Origin of the sequence: Actinocorallia libanotica (genome assembly GCF_039525175.1) — a bacterium.
GTDB classification, from domain to species: domain Bacteria; phylum Actinomycetota; class Actinomycetes; order Streptosporangiales; family Streptosporangiaceae; genus Actinocorallia; species Actinocorallia libanotica.
In genome coordinates this window covers 1-18,193 of sequence record NZ_BAAAHH010000045.1, presented here as the reverse complement: position 1 = coordinate 18,193, position 18,193 = coordinate 1, and the positions used below count along the sequence as shown (strand labels likewise).

The following is an 18,193-nucleotide window of genomic DNA, read 5'->3' as shown; positions in this document are numbered from 1 at the left end:
TGGAGGACATCGGGACGTAGCCGAACCAGGAGGTTCGCGGAGCCGGGTCAGAACGGAGCGGTTCCCATGGACCAGATCCTCGCCCAGTCGCCGCGGACGCCGGTGGCCTCGAAGCCGCCGAGTTCGGTGGCGGCGAAGGGGTCGGCGAGATAGCGGACCTCGTCGTGGTCGGGGCCGCGGGGATCGGTCGTGACGAGGGCGAGGCGGTAGCGCGGAGCCGCGTTCTTACCTGTCATGACCTCGTTGTGGGTGACGAAGAAGTCCTTGGCACCATCGACACGGGTTTTGACCTCGATGCGGTAGGTGTCGCCGTTCGGCGCGGTGGACAGGATGCCGAAGCCGCTGTGGGCGGTGGTCTGCTCGACGGGGTGGCGGCCGAGGGAGCGCTCATGGGCCATGACGAGGTCGATGCCGCGGCGCTTGACCTGATGGGGCTCCCCGGCGCGGGCAGGAGAGCCGGGTGGGAGGTCGCCCTCCAGCATGGTCGAGGGCAGCACGAGGGCTGCGGTCGCGATCAGCGGCGGCTTGGTGGACATGAGCGCCTGTCGGTCGAGTAGTTCCAGACGCCTGCGCAGCCGCGCGTCCAGGTCGACGGCCTTGCGGCGCAGGCTCTCGGCGGACTCACCCGGCTTCTTCCCGGGGCGTTGCTCCTCCCGTTCTGCGGCTGCGGCATCGTGCAGAAGCCGTTCGCGTTCGTCTTCGAGCCGTCGGGTGACGAGCTCTCGGGTTCTGTCGAGCTCGGCTGCCCGGCGGGGCCGCACCTCGTTCAGATACTCGGGCAGCCGATGGGCGATGATCCAACTGACTGCCCGGTCCTCGGCCTCGGCCAGCCACGGCAGATTCCGGGCCGCGGCGGTGGCGGGCGTCTCCGGTGCGGCGACGCAGTCGAGGTAGGGCGCGGGACCGGCGGGGGAAACGGTGCCGACCCCGTCGACGTACGCGTAGCCGAACCGGCGTGCGACGGTCGCTTCGGTGGCGTCGGTCACCTCCTCGATGACGCCGACGAGCAGCCGGGGCTCTTCCAGGGTCGCGGAGACGAGCACGGTCCCGCTGTTCAGGGCACCGCCGAGGAGCCGAACGGTTTCGTCCATGACGGAGTCGTGCAGGGGATGGCCGGGCGCGAGGAGATCGGCCTGCGACAGTCCGTCGGGCCGCACGTGCGCGAGGTCGAAGGCGACTCGGTCGTATCTGGTGGAGATGGGTCCGTGCGTTCCGGCACGGACTTGGGCGGGCACCGCGGAGATCTCGTAGCGGCCCCGCTCGCGCCTGGTCATACGGCCGCCCAGCCGAGTGAACGCCGTGGTGAAGGCCAGTTCGATGTAGTGCGGCTGAAGGCGGCGGGCGCGCGCCTCGTCCATCGCGGTGCGCATCTCGGCGAGATCTGACGCCTCGAGCCGATGGGAGGACAGGGCGCTCTCGTCGAGCAGTTCCCGCAGCCCGTCGCCGACGTTCCGGTCGATGATCTGGTGCATCCGAGCCTTCACGTCGAGGCGTTCGCCGTATTGGACGGCGTCCATGAGCAGTTGCCTCAGCGGTGTTTCGGCGAAGGCTTCGCCGAGCACGTCGAAGACCTTCCCTCCGTATGCCCTGCGCTGTTCGTCGATCTTGTCGAGCAGGCGTGTGAACACCTCGCCCTCGCGGGTGTTGGCGGCGACCAGGTTCCACAGCCGGCAGACCTCGGTCTGGCCGATGCGGTGAATGCGGCCGAAGCGCTGCTCGATGCGGTTGGGATTCCAAGGCAGGTCGTAGTTGACCATCAGATGGGCGGCCTGCAGGTTGAGCCCCTCCCCCGCGGCATCGGTCGCGATGAGGATCCGGCAGGAGGGGTCCTTGCCGAACTGCTCGGTGATCCGCCGACGGTCGCTACGCCGCACCCCGCCGTGGATCGTCTGGACCGCTTCGTGCCTGCCGAGTTCGGTACGGATCCGTGCGGCCAGATAGTCGAGGGTGTCGCGGTGCTCGGTGAAGATGATGAGTTTGCGGGGACGTCCGTCCGGGCCTGCCGTCAGCGCGTGGTCATGCAGAATCGCGCGCAGTTCGTTCCATTTGCGGTCGGTGCCGAGTCCGCGGACCCGCTCGGCGGCCTTGGTGAGGTAGGCGAGCTCGCCCAGTTCGGCGTCGAGCTCCTCGACGGTCCGGGCGGCGGTGGCCGAGTCCAGGAGCTCCTCCTCGAGCTGCTCGACCTCCTCGGCGGTGTAATCGTCGACATCGAGCCCGTTGAGGTCGACATCGTGCTCCCTGTCCCGGTACGCGCCATCGAGGATCTCCCGCTTCCTGCGCTCCAGGCGGGCGGCGCGGCGGACCAGGCTCCGGTGGATGGCCTCCGGGCTCGAGGCCAGGCGGCGCTGCAGGACGGTGAGCGCGAACCCGACGGTGTTCTTCCGCCGACCGCCGACCCGCTCGGCCCGGTTCATCCCCTCTCGCACGTAGGCGGTGACCTGTTCGTACAGGTCGTACTCCAGCGCGGTCAGTTCATACGGCACGGTCTCGGCGATCCGCTCGGGGAACAGTCTTCTGCCCTCGAAGGTGAGCAGGTCCTCCTTGACCATGCGGCGCATCAGACCTGCGGTGTCGGCGGTCCGCCGGGACCTGCCCTCGAAGCGGTCCCGGTCGAGCAGGGTCAGGAACAGCTGGAAGTCCTCCTCTTTTCCCGCATGCGGCGTCGCGGTCATGAGCAGCAGATGGCGGGTGGTCCGGGCGAGGAGTTCGCCGAGTTGGAAGCGCCGGGTCTTCTCCAGCTTGCCGCCGAAGTAGCGCGCGCCCATCCGATGCGCCTCGTCGACGACCACGAGGTCCCACGCGGTCTCTTGCAGCCTCGCCTGGAGGTCGGCGTTGCGGGAGAGCTGGTCCATGCGGGCGATCAGCAGCGGGCTGTCGTCGAAGACGTCGCGGTGGAACGCGGTGTCGGCGAGCTGGGTGGTGAGCAGCTCGAACCGGAGCCCGAACTTGAAGAACAGCTCGTCCTGCCACTGCTCGACCAACCCACCCGGAGCGACGATCAGGCAGCGCTTCACGTCGTCGCGGAGGACCAGCTCCTTGATGTAGAGACCGGCCATGATGGTCTTCCCCGCACCGGGGTCGTCGGCGAGCAGGAAGCGCAGCGGGGTGCGCGGCAGCATCTCTCCGTAGACCGCGCGGATCTGGTGCGGCAGCGGCCGCACGTCGCTGGTGGCCACCGCGAGCATCGGGTCGAAGATCCCGGCCAGCTTGACGCGCTGTGCCTCGGCGGCCGCCTTGAAGTCGGACGCGGGCGCGTCGAACGGCCGACTTCCCGTCCGGGCGACGCTGAGCTCGTCCTGGTCCTTGCGGAAGACCACCCGCTGCCCGAGGGCGCCGGCCTTCGTCTTATAGGTGAGCTCGAGCGCGTCAGAGCCGTGCCACTGCGCGGCCAGTACGGTCACGACCTCGGAAGGGACCACACCTTCGATCCGCATCCCCTGTTCGAGCTCTTCAAGCAGCACACCGACCTCCCGACGGACGTGAACGCCCAATTTTCCCCGAAATATCGCTAGTCTGTGTACAGCACTCACGAACAGCAGGGCCCATGGGACAGAACGAACAACCGCAGCTGCGCGAGATCCTCACCGAGATCAGCGGATGGATCGACCAGGCCCGCCACCTCCTCGCGCGCCGCGTCGAGGCCGACAAGGCAGTCCCTGAAGCCGTCGCGGCACTCCAGCGCAAAGTCGTCGAGGTCCGCCGTGACGGCGGCGCCGCCTGGCGCGTACTGCCGCTCCGCCCGGACGACGGCCGGTATCTGAGCGATATCGCACTGCGGGCGTTTCTCCCCGCCATCTCCCATGACGAAAACAGAGTCATCGGCCAGCTCGTCTCCGAAGCCGCCGGTGCCGTACACGACGCGCGAGTCCTCTTCGGAATCCGGAAGTTCCTCAGCGTAGGCAAAAAGCGCGAGGCCGGGCAGAATGCGGCGCGGTTCCTCGGCGGCTACCACGACTGGGCGGTGCGCAGCGGACTGCCCGCTCTCCTGCACCGCCTCGACGTACCCGCCGACCAGGTCCCCGCCGTCGACGTGTCCGAAGCGTTCACCGACCGAGTGGGCCTGTTGCCCTGGCTCTCCCACCTGGGACACTCCCCGGAGCTGGTCCCGGCGAGCGTCTTCGCCGACCTGCCCGAGGCGGTGCGGGCCATCGGGCAGTCCCTCGCGCGCGAGGCCGGGCTCAGATCCGACGCCCTCGCCGCCGGAAACGAGGTCCGCCGCGCGGAGACCCGCAGGATGCTCGCCGATATGCCGGTCGAACGACTCAAGGACGTCACCCGGGATCGCCTCCGGATCAGTGCGCTCACCGACGCCGGGATCACCACCGTCCAGGCCGTGCTCGACCAGGGGGTCCGGCTGGAGCGCCTCCCGGGCGTCGGAGCCACCACGGCCACCAGGATGCGCGGCGCCGCACAGACGCTGCAGCAGACGACGTACGACGAGCTCCCGATGCGCATCGACATCAAGAACCGGATTCCCGAGACGACCGTGCTGCTGCACCGGCTCCGTCTATGGGACGCCGTTCGCAAGACCGTCAACGCGACGGATGATCGGAACCGCGCCTCCGAGCTCTCCGGTCTCGCCCGCGTCCTGGATCGGCAGGTCGGCCACGCGGCCGTCTTCTCCTCGGAATCCCGGTCCGCCGCGGAACTCCGGGAGTCGGTGGGAGCCGTCGTGAACCGGGGCCGTCTGATCGCCCAGGCCTCCGCCCAGGCCGGAGGCGACGACCCATGGGACGACTTCCTCGCCCGTCCCGCGGACTATTTCGCCCTCCTGGCCGAGCTGGGCTTCATCACCGAGGACGAGCAGAAGGCCCACGGCGACCTCCCCGACGAGATCGTCGAAGCGGTCCGCCGGCTGGAGCTGAAGACCGAGCATCTGTCGGCCTCGCTCCGCGGCTACCAGAGTTTCGGCGCCCGCTTCGCCCTCGTTCAGCGCAAGGTGGTCATCGGCGACGAGATGGGCCTGGGCAAGACCGTCGAGGCGATCGCGGTCCTGGCCCACCTCCGCGCCAAGGGCGTCCACCACTTCCTCGTGATCTGCCCCGCCGCCGTCGTCACCAACTGGGTCCGCGAGGTCTCCGCCAAGTCGACATTGCGCGCCCACCGCGTCCATGGCCCCGACCGGGAGCAGGCCGCCCGCTCCTGGGTCCGTGACGGCGGCGTCGCCGTCACCACTTTCGAGACCCTCGGCTCGTTCGAATCCCGGCTCCCGGAGGTCCGTGACCTGGGCTGCGTCATCGTCGACGAGGCGCACTACATCAAGAACCCGGCCGCGCAGCGCAGCCGCCGTGTGACGGCGCTCCTCGATGTGTGCGAGCGGGCCGTCCTGCTCACCGGCACTCCCCTGGAGAACCGCCTCGAGGAGTTCCGCAACCTCATCGGCTACCTGCGCCCCGACCTGATCGTCGACGCCGACGAGCTCGCGCCCAGAAGGTTCCGCCGCCAGGTCGCCCCCGCCTACCTGCGCAGGAACCAGGAAGACGTCCTCACCGAGCTTCCCGAACTGGTGGAGGTCGAGGAGTGGCTCCCGATGTCCAGAGCCGATTCCGCCGCCTACCGGCAGGCCGTGGCCGACGGCAACTTCATGGCGATGCGCCAGGCCGCCATGCTCCAAGCCGAGTCGGAGAAGCTCAGGCGCCTCATCGAGATCGTCGAGGAGGCCGAGGAAAACGGCCGCAGAGTCCTGGTCTTCTCCCACTTCCGCGCCGTCCTCGACCAGGTCGCCCGGACCTTGCCCGGCAAGGTCTTCGGTCCTCTCACCGGCGCCGTCCCCGCGGCCGCCCGCCAGAACATGGTCGATGACTTCTCTGCGGCGGGCCACGGCGCGGTCCTCGTCGCCCAGATCGTCGCCGGCGGCGTGGGCCTCAACATCCAGGCCGCCTCCGTCGTGGTGATCTGCGAACCCCAGTTGAAGCCCACCACCGAATGGCAGGCCATAGCCCGCGCCCGCCGTATGGGCCAGCTCGAGTCCGTCCAGGTCCACCGGCTTCTCTCCGAAGAAAGCGTGGACGAGCGCGTCACCGAGATCCTCGCCAGGAAGAGTGCGCTCTTCGCCGACTTCGCCCGCGAAAGCGAAATCGCCGGTTCCGCCCCCGAGGCCTACGACATCTCCGAGGCCGACCTCGCCCGCGAGGTCATAGCCGCCGAACGCGAACGGCTCTTCGCCCATCCATCCTGAATCGATGCCACCGAGGCCGGCCAACGGTCATCCTTCCTTTCTCCCCTGCGCCCGGCAGTACGATCCCAGGGGATCCAGCGTCACCACCGAACACTTCACATCGATGACTCGACCACTTCAGTCCGGAGGGTCCGGTCGCGCCTCGCGAGCCGGGACACGGGTAGTTCGTCACACGAACTATCAGGGGTTCAAGGGTATCCTGGGCGCGTGAGTGAGCATGATGACGGGCGGATCGGAATCGTCGCCGCACTGGTGCGGTCCACTTTCCTGGTGAACGCCGTGTACACCGAGTCGGCCCGGGAGTACGGCCTGACCATGCAGCAGGGGCAGCTGCTGTGCGTGCTGATGACGCGGCCGTACGGCATGAGCGAACTGGGGGCGGTGCTGCGGCTGGCCAAATCGAGCCTCACCGGCCTGGTCGACCGCACCGAGCGCAACGGCCTGGTCCAACGCGAGCCGGACCCGCGGGACACGCGCGCGGTGCGGGTCTCGCTCACTCCGCGGGGGCGCGACCTGGCCGAGGAGTTCTACCCCGAGACCTGCCGCCGCATCGAGGCGCTGCCGGCGGAGCTCGACGCCTCCGAGCAGGAGGCTCTCGCCGCCCTGCTCGGCCGCGTCGTGCTGGACAACGAGGTGCCGGTGGTCTTTCCGGGACCGGGAGAAGGGGGTTCCACCGCCCGCGGAAGCTGAACGAACAGCACCGTCCTCCCCGGGAGGGATTGCAGTTCGTAACACGAACTAATATGGTTCGTGCTACGAACTGAATCCTTCTTTCAAGGAGCGTGGAATCATGGGCCGTAAGATCGCCGTCATCGGCGGGGGCTCCGCGGTCGCCGAGGCGCTGGACGCCGAGGTGGTGGCGCAGAACATCATCGCCCGGCTGAACGGCGAGCAGCCCACCGCCGTCTACCAGCCCTCCCCCGAGCCCATGATCCTGCTCCCGCTCGGACCGCGCGGCGGCGTCGGCCAGTTGCCCGCACCCGACGGCCCGACCGTCGTCCCGGCGGCCACGGTCTCCGAGTACAAGGGCGCCGACCTGTTCACCCGCCGCTTCGCCGAGCTGTTCGGCACCGTCTGAAAGGCGAGGGACATGGAGTACACCCGTCTCGGCCGCAGCGGCCTTTCGGTGTCCCGGCTGGTCCTGGGCACCATGAACTTCGGGCCGGAGACGTCCGAAGAGGACAGTCACGCGATCATGGACCGTGCGCACGAGCACGGCGTCAACTTCTTCGACACCGCCAACGTCTACGGCGTCGAGCCGGGCGACGGCGTCACCGAGGAGATCATCGGCCGGTGGTTCGCCGCGGGCGGTGGGCGGCGCGACAAGACGGTGCTGGCCACCAAGGTCTACCTGCCCACAGGCGAGGGTCCCAACGAGTCGTTCCTGTCCGCGCTGAACATCCGGCGCGCGTGCGAGGCGTCACTCAAGCGGCTGCAGACCGACCACATCGACCTGTACCAGATGCACCACATCGACCGGAGCACTCCGTGGGAGGAGATCTGGGAGGCCTTCAGCGTCCTGCGCCAGCAGGGCAAGGTGCTCTACTTCGGCTCGTCGAACTTCGCCGGCTGGCACATCGCGCAGGCGCAGGAGGCCGCGCGGTCCCGGCACTTCCTCGGACTGGTCTCCGAACAGTCCAGGTACAACCTGATGACCCGTTGGGCCGAGCTGGAGGTACTGCCTGCGGCCCGCGCCTACGGACTGGGCGTGATCCCGTGGGGGCCGTTGAACGGCGGTGTGCTCGGCGGCGTCCTGCGCAAGCAGAGAGAGGGCACCGCTTCTCGCGGCGGCTCCGGACGTTCGTCTGCCACGCTCGCCGCGCACCGGGAGACCATCGAGGCGTACGAGAAGCTGTGCGCCGGCCTCGGCGAGGACCCGGCCCATATCGGGCTGGCGTGGCTGCTCGCCCAGGACGGCGTGACCGGGCCGATCATCGGTCCGCGCACGGCCGGGCAACTCGACGGCTCGCTGCGCGCGCTGTCCATCAGGCTCGACGACGACACCCTGGCCGAACTGGACGAGTTGTTCCCGCCGCCCGGACCGAACGGCGCCGGGCCCGCACCCGAGGCGTACGCCTGGTGACGGCGCCCTGCCGGCGAAACAACCCCTCGAACGATAGGAAGTACCTTGTCCGTACAGAAAACCGTCTTCGGCTTCGGCGCGCACACCGGCCTCGACGAGGTCCCGGAACTCCTGCGCATGGTCCAACGGGCCGACCGTGACGGCCTCGACCTCTTCTCCCTGTCCGACCACCCCTATATCGGCGGACGTGTGGACGCGTACGCCGCCATCGGATTCCTCCTCGGACGTACGCGGCAAATCTCGGGTTTCGCCAACGTCACCAACCTGCCGACCAGGCCCGCTCCCCTGCTGGCGCGGACGGTGACGTCGCTGTCGGCGCTGTCGGGCGGCCGTGTCGTCCTCGGCATGGGCGCGGGCGGATTGTGGGACCGCATCTCCGACATGGGCGTGCCGCGGCTCTCCCCGAGCGCCGCCGTGGAAGCCTTCGAGGAGGCGATCACCCTGGTCAAGCTTCTGTCGGGTGGCGGCCCGCCGGTCACCTACCAGGGCCGCCATTACCAGGTGAACGAGGCCGAGCCGACGCCTGTGGCCGCGCCCCCGGTGTGGACCGGATCGGTCGGCCCGGCCTCGTTGCGCGCCACCGGCCGGGTCGCCGACGGCTGGATCCCCGGCCACGCGGCGGACTGGCTCAGCGAGCGGTACCGGACGTCGCGACCGGTCATCGACGAGGCGGCCGAGGCCGCAGGCCGCGATCCACGCGAGATCCGCACGGTCTTCAATCTCCCCGGGCGCATCACCGACCGGCCCTTGCCCGCCGCACGCGACCGCGATGGCCGCTGGATCGGCGGATCCGTCGCCCAGTGGGTCGAGGAACTCACCGGAGCCGTACTGGAGCACGGCGCGTCGGGCTTCGTCCTCTTCCCGCCCGGGCACGACGCGCACGACGACGACTCCCTCGGCCGCTGGGCCGCAGAGATCGTCCCGGCCGTACGCGAGGCGATCACGAAAGAGACCGGCGAGGAGAGGTGAGCCGCAGGTCCTCCTTCGTTCGCCCGCCGCGGGCGGGGCGGCGCCGTGCGGATCTTCCTTGATCCGCGCGGCGCCGCCCTGGTCGTCAGCCGGTGGTGTCCGGGGCGGCGGGGCCGCCGGTCACCGGCTTCCCTCGATCGCCTCGAGGATGGTGGCGGCGACGGCCTCGGGCTGCGAGACGCCGACCGCGTGCGAGGCGCCGGCGACCTCGCGGGTGCCCCGCGAGGAGGCGCGTTCGGCCATGAACCGCAGCGCCTCGGCCGGGATGTTGAGGTCCCGCTCACCGTGCACGAACCACGACGGGAGGGTGCGCCACGCGGGCTCGGCGGTACCCAGTCCGTCGGTCAGCGCCTCCTTGGTCACCGGCCGCTGGGTGGCCGCCATCAGGCCCGCCTTCTTCGCGCCGAGGTCGGCGCAGAACTGGTGGTGGAACTTGGCGGGATCGATGCGGAACTCGTCGCCGCCGGAGGAGAGCGGGTAGGAGACCAGCGCGTCGCCCAGGCTGCTGCCGGGGAACTTGCCGGACAGCTCGAAGGCGCTCTCCCCGGTCTCGGGGGCGAACGCGCCGACGTAGACCAGGGACCGGACGGCGGTCAGTCCCGCGGCGGCCTCGGTGATGACCATGCCGCCGTAGGAGTGGCCGACGAGGACGACCGGACAGCCGAGGCCGTTGATCACGTCGCGGACGTAGGCGGCGTCCCCCGCGAGGGCGCGCAGCGGGTTGGCCGCCGCGACCGATCGGTGTCCGTGCTCGTGCAGGCATCGGATGACGCCGTTCCAGCTCGCGGACTCGGCGAAGGCGCCGTGGACGAAGACGATGACGGGCTTGTCCTCTGAGGTGCTCATGACTCGTCCTCTCCGGAGTGCAGGGCGTGCTTGAGAGCCGAGATGGACTGCGCGACCGCCGCGCGCACGGCTCGGGTCCCGCTGAGGGGGTTGAGCATCATGAAGTCGTGCAGCGTGCCGTTGTAGCGGACGCTCGTGGTCGGCACGCCCGCCTCGGTGAGGCGGCGGGCATAGGCCTCACCCTCGTCGCGCAGCACGTCGTTCTCGTCCACCAGGACGAACGCGGGCGGCAGCCCGGCGAGCTCGTCGAGAGTGGCGCGCAGCGGCGAGGCGGTGATCTCCATGCGCTGGGCGGCGTCGGTGGTGTAGGCGTCCCAGAACCAGGCCATGGCCTTGGCGGTCAGGTAGGGGCCGTCGGCGAACTCGCGGTAGCTGCCGGTGTCCTGTCCCGCGTCGGTCACCGGGTAGTACAGCGACTGGTGGACGAACCGCACGTCGCCGCGCTGCTTGGCCATGAGGGTGAGTGCGGCGGTCATGTTGCCGCCGACGGAGTCGCCTGCGACCGCCATGCGGGAGGCGTCGAGGTTGCCCTTGGCGCCGTTGGCGGTCAGGAACCGCGCGACGACGTAGGCCTGCTCGATCGCGACCGGGTACTTGGCCTCGGGCGAGCGGTCGTACTCCACGAACGCGACGGCGGTGTGCGCGCCCACGGCGAGTTCGCGGACGAGCCTGTCGTGGGTGCCGGCGTCGCCGATCACCCATCCGCCGCCGTGCACGTACAGGACGACCGGCAGGAGCACCTCGGCGGTGTCCTTCGGCTTGACGATGCGGACCTTCACCTCACCGACCTCGGACGGAACGGTGAGCCACTTCTCGTCGACCTCGGGCAGGGGGACGTCGGCGTTCGCCTGGAGGTCGGCAAGGACCTTTCGGGCGCCCTCCGCGCCCAGCTCGTAGAGGAACGGGGGTCGGGACGTGGCGTCGGCGATCTCCTGCGCCGCGGGTTCGAGGACATGGTCGCTCATGGCGTGATTCCTTCCGTTTCGACCGGGACGCCGATGTCCCGGCCTGGTCTTCGACGGCTACTCGCGGAAGCCGATCGTCCGGTGGGTTCCGTCGCAGAGGGGCTTGGCGGAGGAGTGGCCGCAGCGGCACAGCGTCGTCCGGTTGCGGGTCTCCAGGGGCTTTCCGTCCGAGCGCTCGACGCGGACTCCCCCGGTGACCCACAGCGCGCTGGCCAGGCCGTCCTCCTCTTCGAGTACCGAGACGGCCTCGGGGAGGTCGACCTCGACGGTCTCGCCGCCGCGTTCCAGGGCGTAGGTGTAGGACCCGGACGGGCAGTGGTCGATGCGCCCCATGATGTTGGAGCGGACGTCGGGGTCGGCGGTGTCGTCGAGCATCTTGGCGATGGGCCGGGTGTGCCCGATGCAGAACGCCGCGTGGATGCACAGTTCGCCGACGCGCTGGGCGGAGACGCCGATCCCGTCGTGGACGTGCTGGAGGTCCTCGTACGGCGCGGTGATGGCGTTCTCCGAGCCGTCGAAGCCGACGACCGCGTGCGTCCCGTCGCAGAACGGCTTGGCCGAGGAGCGGCCGCAGCGGCAGAGCGCGTAGGTCTCCTCGGTCTCCAGGTCCTCGCCGGTCCGCCAGGTGAGGGCGTCCTTGTCCTCCGGTCCGACGATCTTGGTCTTGCGGCGGAGCGGGACCTTGCCGTAGACGAGGTAGGGCCCGTCGGGCAGGACCGTGATCCGGCGCCGGCCGCTCCGGCTCCAGCCGCGCTGCTCGGGCGGGACGTAGTCGAACGTCGGTCCGGCCGTCATGCCGTCGCCGTCGGGCATCCGCATCAGGGCCTGGGCCTGCTTCTGGAGCCCGTACATGGTGCCCGTCGCGACCGAGAGCAGCCGCGGGCTGCCGTTGAACGCCTGCTCCAGCAGGTGCAGGAGGGCGGAGTAGGTGCGGTTGAACTCCTCCTGCGCGTCCCGGATCGGACTGCCGGGCTCGTGGTCGTCCAACCGCGGATCGGCGCGCATCCGGTGCACGCCCTCGGGATCGAACCGGATCGGCGCTCCGGTCGGTCCGGACTCCGGGGTGTCCCCTTTCCGATAGCGGCGGCCGGCCTTGAGTTCGTGGAAGCGGTAGTAGTGCGCGACCTCGTCCCGCTCGGGGTGGTGGACGTCGCGGTCGCCGTCCCAGACCCCGCCGCGGCTCAGGCCCTCGCCCTGCTCGACGATCTCGGCCAAAGCCGCCAGCGCGGACTCCAGATCGGTGACCTCGACGATCCGGCCCGCGGTGTGCCGGAAGTGGCGGTTCTGGAGCTGGCGTCCCGGGTCGCCGGAGAAGACCTCCTCCTGCCCGAGCCGGGCGCACAGGTACCGCAGCCCCTCTTCGATCGCGGCGTAGAACTGGCCGATCGTGGTGTAGCCGTCGGCCTGCGCCGGGGCGTCGGGTGGCGCCGGACGCTCCAGCCGCAGGAACAGGTCGAGCGCGTCGGGGCCGAACGGCAGCAGCGACAGTTCCAGGGACGGGTCGCCGTGCGGGAGGCGCCGGGGGTGCCGGGGCAGCATCCGGGGCGTGTCGAGGACCGGCCTGCCGCCGACCGCGTTGAGCAGGTTCGCGGCCAGGGCCATGTGGAGCATCTCCTCCACGAAGACCCCTGCGACGAGTTGGGCGGCCTCGGGATTGCGCTCGGCGTCCAGCGAGTAGAGCGCGCACAGGTAGGGCGGCAGCGTGGAGTGCTCCAGCTCGATCGCCCACTGCAGGTGCTCGCGCAGGTCGTCGAGGGTGTCGATGGCCGCGGTCCGCGCGGAGGCGGAGGCGGTGGGTCGCCGTACGGGGAGGTTCACGGGGTCTCGTTTCACCGGTCGAAGGGATCGGGGTGCGTCGGCAGGTCCGCCGGCCCGGGCTCCGCGCCGCGCTCCAGTTCCTGTATCGCGCCGAGAAGGCCGCGCAGCTCGACCTCATAGGCCTGCTCCTCGACCGGGTCGAACAGCCACTGCGCGGGCGACTGCGTCAGGAGCTCCTCCGCGCAGCTCGCCCGAGCCGCGCGGAGTTCCCTTTGCACCTCGATTTCGAGGTCGAACTCGACCTCGTCGTCACCGGGCGGGGTACTCATGTGTCCTCCCTGAGGGGGCCGGGTCCGGCGGGCCGGGCGCGGCACCGCGTGGACCAGCTGGATCGAGGCCTGTCCGGACGCGAACAGGCGGGTGAAGCTCGCGCTCTGGTGGGCCGCCAGCTCGTAGGCGCGCTCGGCCCGGTGCCGGAGCGCGACGACCTCGGCGACCCGGGCCGCGCGCCGCGACCATGACAGCGGCGCGTCGTTCGGCCGTTGGACCTGCTCGACCAGGTCGAAGCCGGTCTCGTCGAGGACGGCGGCGAGCTCGGCCTGGGTGGGGAAGTGGTTGCCTTCGGGCACCGGGGAGATCCGCCGGTCGCGGGCGACGACCACCAGCAGCCCCAGCGACGCCCCGGGCTTCAGCACCCGGTGGATCTCGCGGAGCAGCGCCGCCTTGTCCTCGACGGTGTCCAGCACGCCCAGGCACCAGGCCGCGTCGATCGACGCGGAGGGCAGGGGCATGCTGCGGCCGTCCGCCTTGATGACGGGCAGGCCGAACATCCGGGACGCGGCACGGCACGCGGCGGGCATCGGCTCGACCAGGATCGGCCGGACGCCGAACCGCCGGGCGGCCCAGGCCGCGGGGCCGCCGGCGCCCGCGCCCACGTCGAGCAGGACGGTCCCGGGTGACAGTTCGCAGGCCTCGGCCAGCCAGGCCAGCGCGGCGGGGCTCGCACTGCCGCGGCAGGCCGCCGGGATCGCGTAGCGCTCCCCCAGCTGTGCGACGGCGTCGGCGGTCCAGCCTGCGACGTCGTCGAACTCGGCTTCCATCGCCAATGCGGTCATGACGGGACTTTCCTCCGGTCTGCGGTGCCGCCGCGCGGGCGGGCCGCGGGGTTCTCGGGCTGCGGCAGAGGGTGGGTCAGGCGGTCTTCAGCCAGTCCTCGTAGGTGGTCTCGCCGAGGACCGCGCCGTCGCCGGGGACGAGGTCCAGCTCGGTGAGCTCGGCGCCGAAGTAGCGCGCGTGCGGGTCGGTGACGACCTCGCGCGGGTCGCCCCAGGCCGCCAGCGCGCCGCGGAAGAACTCGTCCATCCGGCACCGCTTCGGACCGGCGATCTCGATCGCGCCGTTCAGCGGTGTGCCCGCCGCGGTCCGGCCGACGTTCCGGGCGACGTCGTCGCCGGCGATCGGCTGGAACGCCACGGGGGCGATGTGCACCTCGCCGCCCGTGGTGGCGCCGTCGGCGATCCGCTGACCGAACTCGAAGAACTGGGTGGCGTGGACGATCGAGTAGGGGATGCCCGACTCCCTGATCAGCTTCTCCTGGGCGAGCTTCGCCGCGAAGTAGCCGATGTCGGGGCGCCTGCCGGTTCCCACCACCGAGAGCGCGACGTGGTGGCCGACCCCGGCCTCCTTCTCGGCCGCCAGCAGGTTGCCGGTGGAGGTCGTGAAGAACTCCAGGACGGCGGCGTCCTCGAAGGACGGCGAGTTGGAGACGTCGATCACGACGTCCGTGCCCTTCATGGCCTCCGCGAGCCCCTCCCCCGTGAGCGTGTTCACTCCGGTGTTCGGCGCGGCCGCGACGGCCTCGTGCCCGTGCTCGCCGAGCTTCGCCACGAGCTTGGACCCGATCAGTCCGGTACCCCCGATGATCACGATCTTCATGTGCGGCCCTTCTGTCCGCCGGGGCTTCGTCGTCGCCCGGTCGCCAGCTATGACCGGGCACTCCGAGCGGCTGTGACAGATCCTCCGGAAACACTTTTCGATTCCTCGGATCCGCACCGGGTGTCACATCAGCGGGCGCCGCCTTGTCTTCTCGGCATACGGGGTCTCCGAGGGAGCTCCGCGGACGGAAGGAGCCCCCCATGCCGCCGGCAGGCGCCGAGTACCGGATCCGGGTGCGCATGACCGCGCGTGCCGTCGACGAGCCGCACCGCAGCGCGAGCCAGCTGGAGCTGCTCTTCGACCTGACGTTCGTGGTCGCGGTGGCGGCGGTCACCGCGCAGTTCGCGCACCACGTGGCCGAAGGGCATGCGCTGAGCGGGCTCCTCCCGTTCCTCCAGGTGTTCTTCGCCGTGTGGTGGGCGTGGATGAACTTCACCTGGTTCGCCTCGTCCTACGACACCGACGACGCCGCCTACCGGCTGCTGACGATGGTGCAGATGGCCGGCGTGCTCGTCCTCGCCGCGGGTGTGCCCGCCGCGTCCGACCACGGCGACTACCTGCTCATCACGGTCGGGTACCTCATCATGCGCGTCGCGCTCGTCGCGCAGTGGCTGCGGGTCGCCTCCGAGCACCCGGAGAGCCGCCGCACCGCGCTCCGGTACGCCGGCGGCATCGGGCTGCTCGAGGCCGGCTGGATCCTCCGCCTCCTGCTCGCCGAGGCGGGAGGGCTGCCGCCCGCGGCGCAGCTCCCCTCGTTCGCGCTGCTCGCCGCGCTGGAGCTCACCGTGCCGTGGTGGGCCGAGCGCGAGCGGGAGACGACCTGGCACCCCCACCACATCGCCGAGCGCTACTCCCTGTTCACGATCATCCTGTTCGGCGAGAGCGTGCTCGCCGTGTCCGACGGCGTGCGCGGAGCCCTCGAGACGGCGCACGTGAGCGGCGGTCTCGTGATCGTCGCGGTCTCCGGGCTCGTGCTGCTGTTCGCGCTGTGGTGGCTGTATTCCCTGCTGCCCTCCGGGCAGGGGCTGAACTCCCGCAGGCACGTCTCCTACCTGTGGGGGTACGGGCATTTCGGCGTCTTCGCCGCACTCGGCGCCCTGGGCGCGGGGCTGGAGGTCGCGGTCGAGCGGACCGGGCACGACCTCGCGGCCTCTCCTCTCGCGATCGCCTACGCCGTCGCCGCCCCCACCGCGGTGTTCGTCGTCCTGCTGTGGCTCACCCACCTTCCGCTCCTCGGCTCCCGCGGCCTCCCGCCGCTCGCCGCGCTGGGCGGGGTCGCGGCCGTCCTGCTGATCCCGCTGGCCGCGCCGGGCGCGGGGGTGGCCTTCGTCGTCGCCGCGCTCGCGGGCACGGCGGTGCTCATCGTCTTCGTCTCGCTCCCCGCCGTGTCCCGGTTCTGCTTCGGCGACCGGACCTCCCGCTGGGACGACGTTCTCCAGTGATCCCGCGCCGCCGGCGGCGGCGGGGCGCAGCACCGGGGCGGCGCAATGCCGCGCCCGCGGACGGCAGAAGAAAGGAAGGCCGCATGCGGTCGGTGGAGGAAGGGTCCCTTCGGGAGCCCGCGTTCAGGGGGCGCGACGCGGAGATCGCCGTCCTGGCCGGGCTGATCGCGAGGCTGCGCCGCGGGTTCGGCGGCGTCGTGCTCGCCGACGGCCCGCCGGGAGCCGGCAAGAGCCGCTTCGCGCGGGAGGCACTGAGGCTCGCCGAGGAGGCAGGTGTCCGAGTCCTGCACGGGACGGGTGAGCTCGGCCATCGGACGGTCCCGTTCGGCGCGCTGCCCCAGGCGCTGGTGTCCGACGGGCGGCCCGTCGTCGACGTGGACACCCTGCGCGGCCTCTCCGAGGCCGCCGACCGGCGGTTCTGGCTGTTCCAGGCGGTGCAGGACCAGATGGGGCAGGCGGCGCTCGACCGGCCGCTGCTCCTCGTCATGGACGACCTCCAGTGGTGCGACGCCGGGACGCTCCTGGCACTGCGCACCCTGCCCGAACGGCTCTCCGCGCATCCGGTCCTCTGGCTCTGCACCGTCCGGACCGGTTCGGCCGACCCCGACGTACGGGCCACCGTCACCCGGCTCACCGAGGCCGGAGCCCGCCCGCTCCGCCTCGGCCCTCTGTCCGAGGAGGCGGTGGCGCTGATCGCCGGCGACCTGCTCGGCGCCGTGCCCGACGCCGGACTCCTGGCCCTCCTCGATGAGGCCGAAGGCAACCCGCTCCAGGTGACCGAGACCATCCGGGGACTCGTCGGCGAGGGTGCCGTCACCAGGTCGGACGCGGTCGCCCACATGAGCGGGGCACACTCGCCGATCCACTCCTACGGCTCGGCGCGGCGCCTCCTGGGGCATCTGTCGCCGCTCGCCCGGGAGGTGCTCCGGCTCGCCTCGGTACTCGGCCGGGACCTGGCGCCCGACCGGATCGCCGAACTGGGCGGGCGCACCATCGCCGAAGTGGTCACCGCCCTCCAGGAGACCGTCGACGCCGACCTCGTCCGGCCCACGGACCCTCTGACGTTCCGCAACGACCTCGTCCGCGCGGCGGTCCGGGAGACCGTGCCCGTCCCGCTGCGCCGGGCTCTGCGCAGGCAGGCCGCCGACTTCGACCTGGCGCAGGGCGTACCCCTCGGCCGGGTCGCCATGGCCCTGGCCGAGGCCGCCGAGCCCGGCGACGACGAGGCGGCCGCGCTGCTGCGCCGGGCGCTCGCCGAAGCCGCCGAGAGCGCTCCCGAGGCCGCCGTGCGAATCGCCCGGCAGGCCGTCGAATTCGCGGTCGCGGGCTCGACAGAGCGGGCCGAGGCAGTCGCGGACGCCCTCCCCCTTCTCGCGCGGACCGGCCGCGGTACCGAAGGGCTCGCCCTCGCGGAGTCCGTCCTGGACGGCACGCCTCCCCCGCCCGTCGAGGCGCGGGTCCGGCTCGGCGCCGCCATGACGGCCCTGTACGGGTCGCCCGGCGACGCCCTGCGGCACGCCCGCGCCGGAGTCGCCCTTCCCGGCGCGCCCGAAGACGTCCACGCGCACCTCGCCGCCCTCCATTGCCTCGCCGCCGCCCTGACCGGTGACATCCCCGGCGCCGAACGCCTCCTCGCCCCCGGTGCCTCCCTCTCGAGCACCGGGGTGGCGCAGACGCTGCTGGGAACGGCAGAGTCCCTGGTGCGGGCGTTCCGGCTGGACTTCGGGGCGGCCGGAGACCTGGCCGCGGCAGCCGTCGGGGTGGCGGCCCCGGCGGCGCTGGTCGTCGCACCGGTATGGCTCGCCGCGCTGCACGGTCTCACGGGCCGCGTCGAGGAGGGGCTGCGGGCGACCGAGGAGGGCGCGGCGGCGGCACGCCGGCCGGGCGGCGCCCACGGCCTCGGCCTCTGGCTCACCGTCCGTGCCCGGCTGCTGCTCACGGCGGGCCGGCTGGGCGAGGCGCGGGCGGAGGCCGAAGCGGCGCTCGCGGCCGGGGAGTCGGGAGCCGGTGAGGCGAT

At 71.3% G+C, this 18,193-nt stretch carries 13 protein-coding genes; 7 read left to right on the top strand and 6 right to left on the bottom strand.

All coding sequences use genetic code 11. The features are described from left to right. Nucleotides 1–47: 47 nt before the first annotated feature. Nucleotides 48–3,461, bottom strand: a complete 3,414-nt coding sequence (locus ABD140_RS34530; RefSeq protein WP_344246188.1) for a helicase-related protein — start codon at nt 3,459–3,461, stop codon at nt 48–50. 83 nt (nt 3,462–3,544) lie between these two features. Here ABD140_RS34530 and ABD140_RS34525 point away from each other — a divergent pair, with 83 nt between their 5' ends. The 5 genes from ABD140_RS34525 to ABD140_RS34505 all read left to right on the top strand — a co-directional run bounded on the left by ABD140_RS34525 (nt 3,545) and on the right by ABD140_RS34505 (nt 9,230). Next, nucleotides 3,545–6,178, top strand: a complete 2,634-nt coding sequence (locus ABD140_RS34525; protein WP_344246186.1) for a DEAD/DEAH box helicase — start codon at nt 3,545–3,547, stop codon at nt 6,176–6,178. A gap of 207 nt (nt 6,179–6,385) precedes the next feature. Next, entirely contained in the window at nt 6,386–6,868 is a 483-nt protein-coding gene (locus ABD140_RS34520; RefSeq protein WP_344246184.1) for a MarR family winged helix-turn-helix transcriptional regulator, read from the top strand. Between the two features lie 100 nt (nt 6,869–6,968). Then, nucleotides 6,969–7,256, top strand: coding sequence for a hypothetical protein (locus tag ABD140_RS34515; protein ID WP_344246182.1), 288 nt, complete (start codon nt 6,969–6,971; stop codon nt 7,254–7,256). 12 nt (nt 7,257–7,268) lie between these two features. Then, nucleotides 7,269–8,261 carry an aldo/keto reductase gene (locus ABD140_RS34510; protein WP_344246180.1) on the top strand — a complete coding sequence of 331 codons (993 nt, stop codon included), beginning with the start codon at nt 7,269–7,271 and terminating at the stop codon, nt 8,259–8,261. A 45-nt stretch (nt 8,262–8,306) separates the two neighbouring features. After that, nucleotides 8,307–9,230, top strand: a complete 924-nt coding sequence (locus ABD140_RS34505; protein WP_344246178.1) for an LLM class flavin-dependent oxidoreductase — start codon at nt 8,307–8,309, stop codon at nt 9,228–9,230. A 120-nt stretch (nt 9,231–9,350) separates the two neighbouring features. On the opposite strand, the gene ABD140_RS34500 is transcribed toward ABD140_RS34505, so the two are convergent. The 5 genes from ABD140_RS34500 to ABD140_RS34480 all read right to left on the bottom strand — a co-directional run bounded on the left by ABD140_RS34500 (nt 9,351) and on the right by ABD140_RS34480 (nt 14,734). After that, entirely contained in the window at nt 9,351–10,076 is a 726-nt protein-coding gene (locus ABD140_RS34500) for an alpha/beta fold hydrolase (RefSeq protein WP_344246176.1), read from the bottom strand. Continuing rightward, the gene (locus tag ABD140_RS34495; protein ID WP_344246174.1) at nt 10,073–11,041 is read right to left on the bottom strand and encodes an alpha/beta hydrolase; all 969 of its coding nucleotides are present in this window, start codon (nt 11,039–11,041) and stop codon (nt 10,073–10,075) included. The genes ABD140_RS34500 and ABD140_RS34495 overlap by 4 nt, the downstream gene beginning before the upstream one ends. Nucleotides 11,042–11,098: 57 nt before the next feature. After that, complete coding sequence (locus ABD140_RS34490) at nt 11,099–12,859, bottom strand: ferritin-like domain-containing protein (protein ID WP_344246172.1); 1,761 nt, start codon at nt 12,857–12,859, stop codon at nt 11,099–11,101. Between the two features lie 11 nt (nt 12,860–12,870). Beyond that, nucleotides 12,871–13,914, bottom strand: a complete 1,044-nt coding sequence (locus tag ABD140_RS34485) for a methyltransferase domain-containing protein (RefSeq protein ID WP_344246170.1) — start codon at nt 13,912–13,914, stop codon at nt 12,871–12,873. A 76-nt stretch (nt 13,915–13,990) separates the two neighbouring features. Beyond that, entirely contained in the window at nt 13,991–14,734 is a 744-nt protein-coding gene (locus tag ABD140_RS34480; RefSeq protein WP_344246168.1) for an SDR family oxidoreductase, read from the bottom strand. 200 nt (nt 14,735–14,934) lie between these two features. On the opposite strand from ABD140_RS34480, the gene ABD140_RS34475 reads away from it, so the two are divergent. After that, entirely contained in the window at nt 14,935–16,176 is a 1,242-nt protein-coding gene (locus tag ABD140_RS34475) for a low temperature requirement protein A (protein WP_344246166.1), read from the top strand. A gap of 83 nt (nt 16,177–16,259) precedes the next feature. Continuing rightward, nucleotides 16,260–18,193: AAA family ATPase (locus tag ABD140_RS34470; RefSeq protein WP_344246164.1), on the top strand; the 1,934-nt coding region annotated here is incomplete at its 3' end.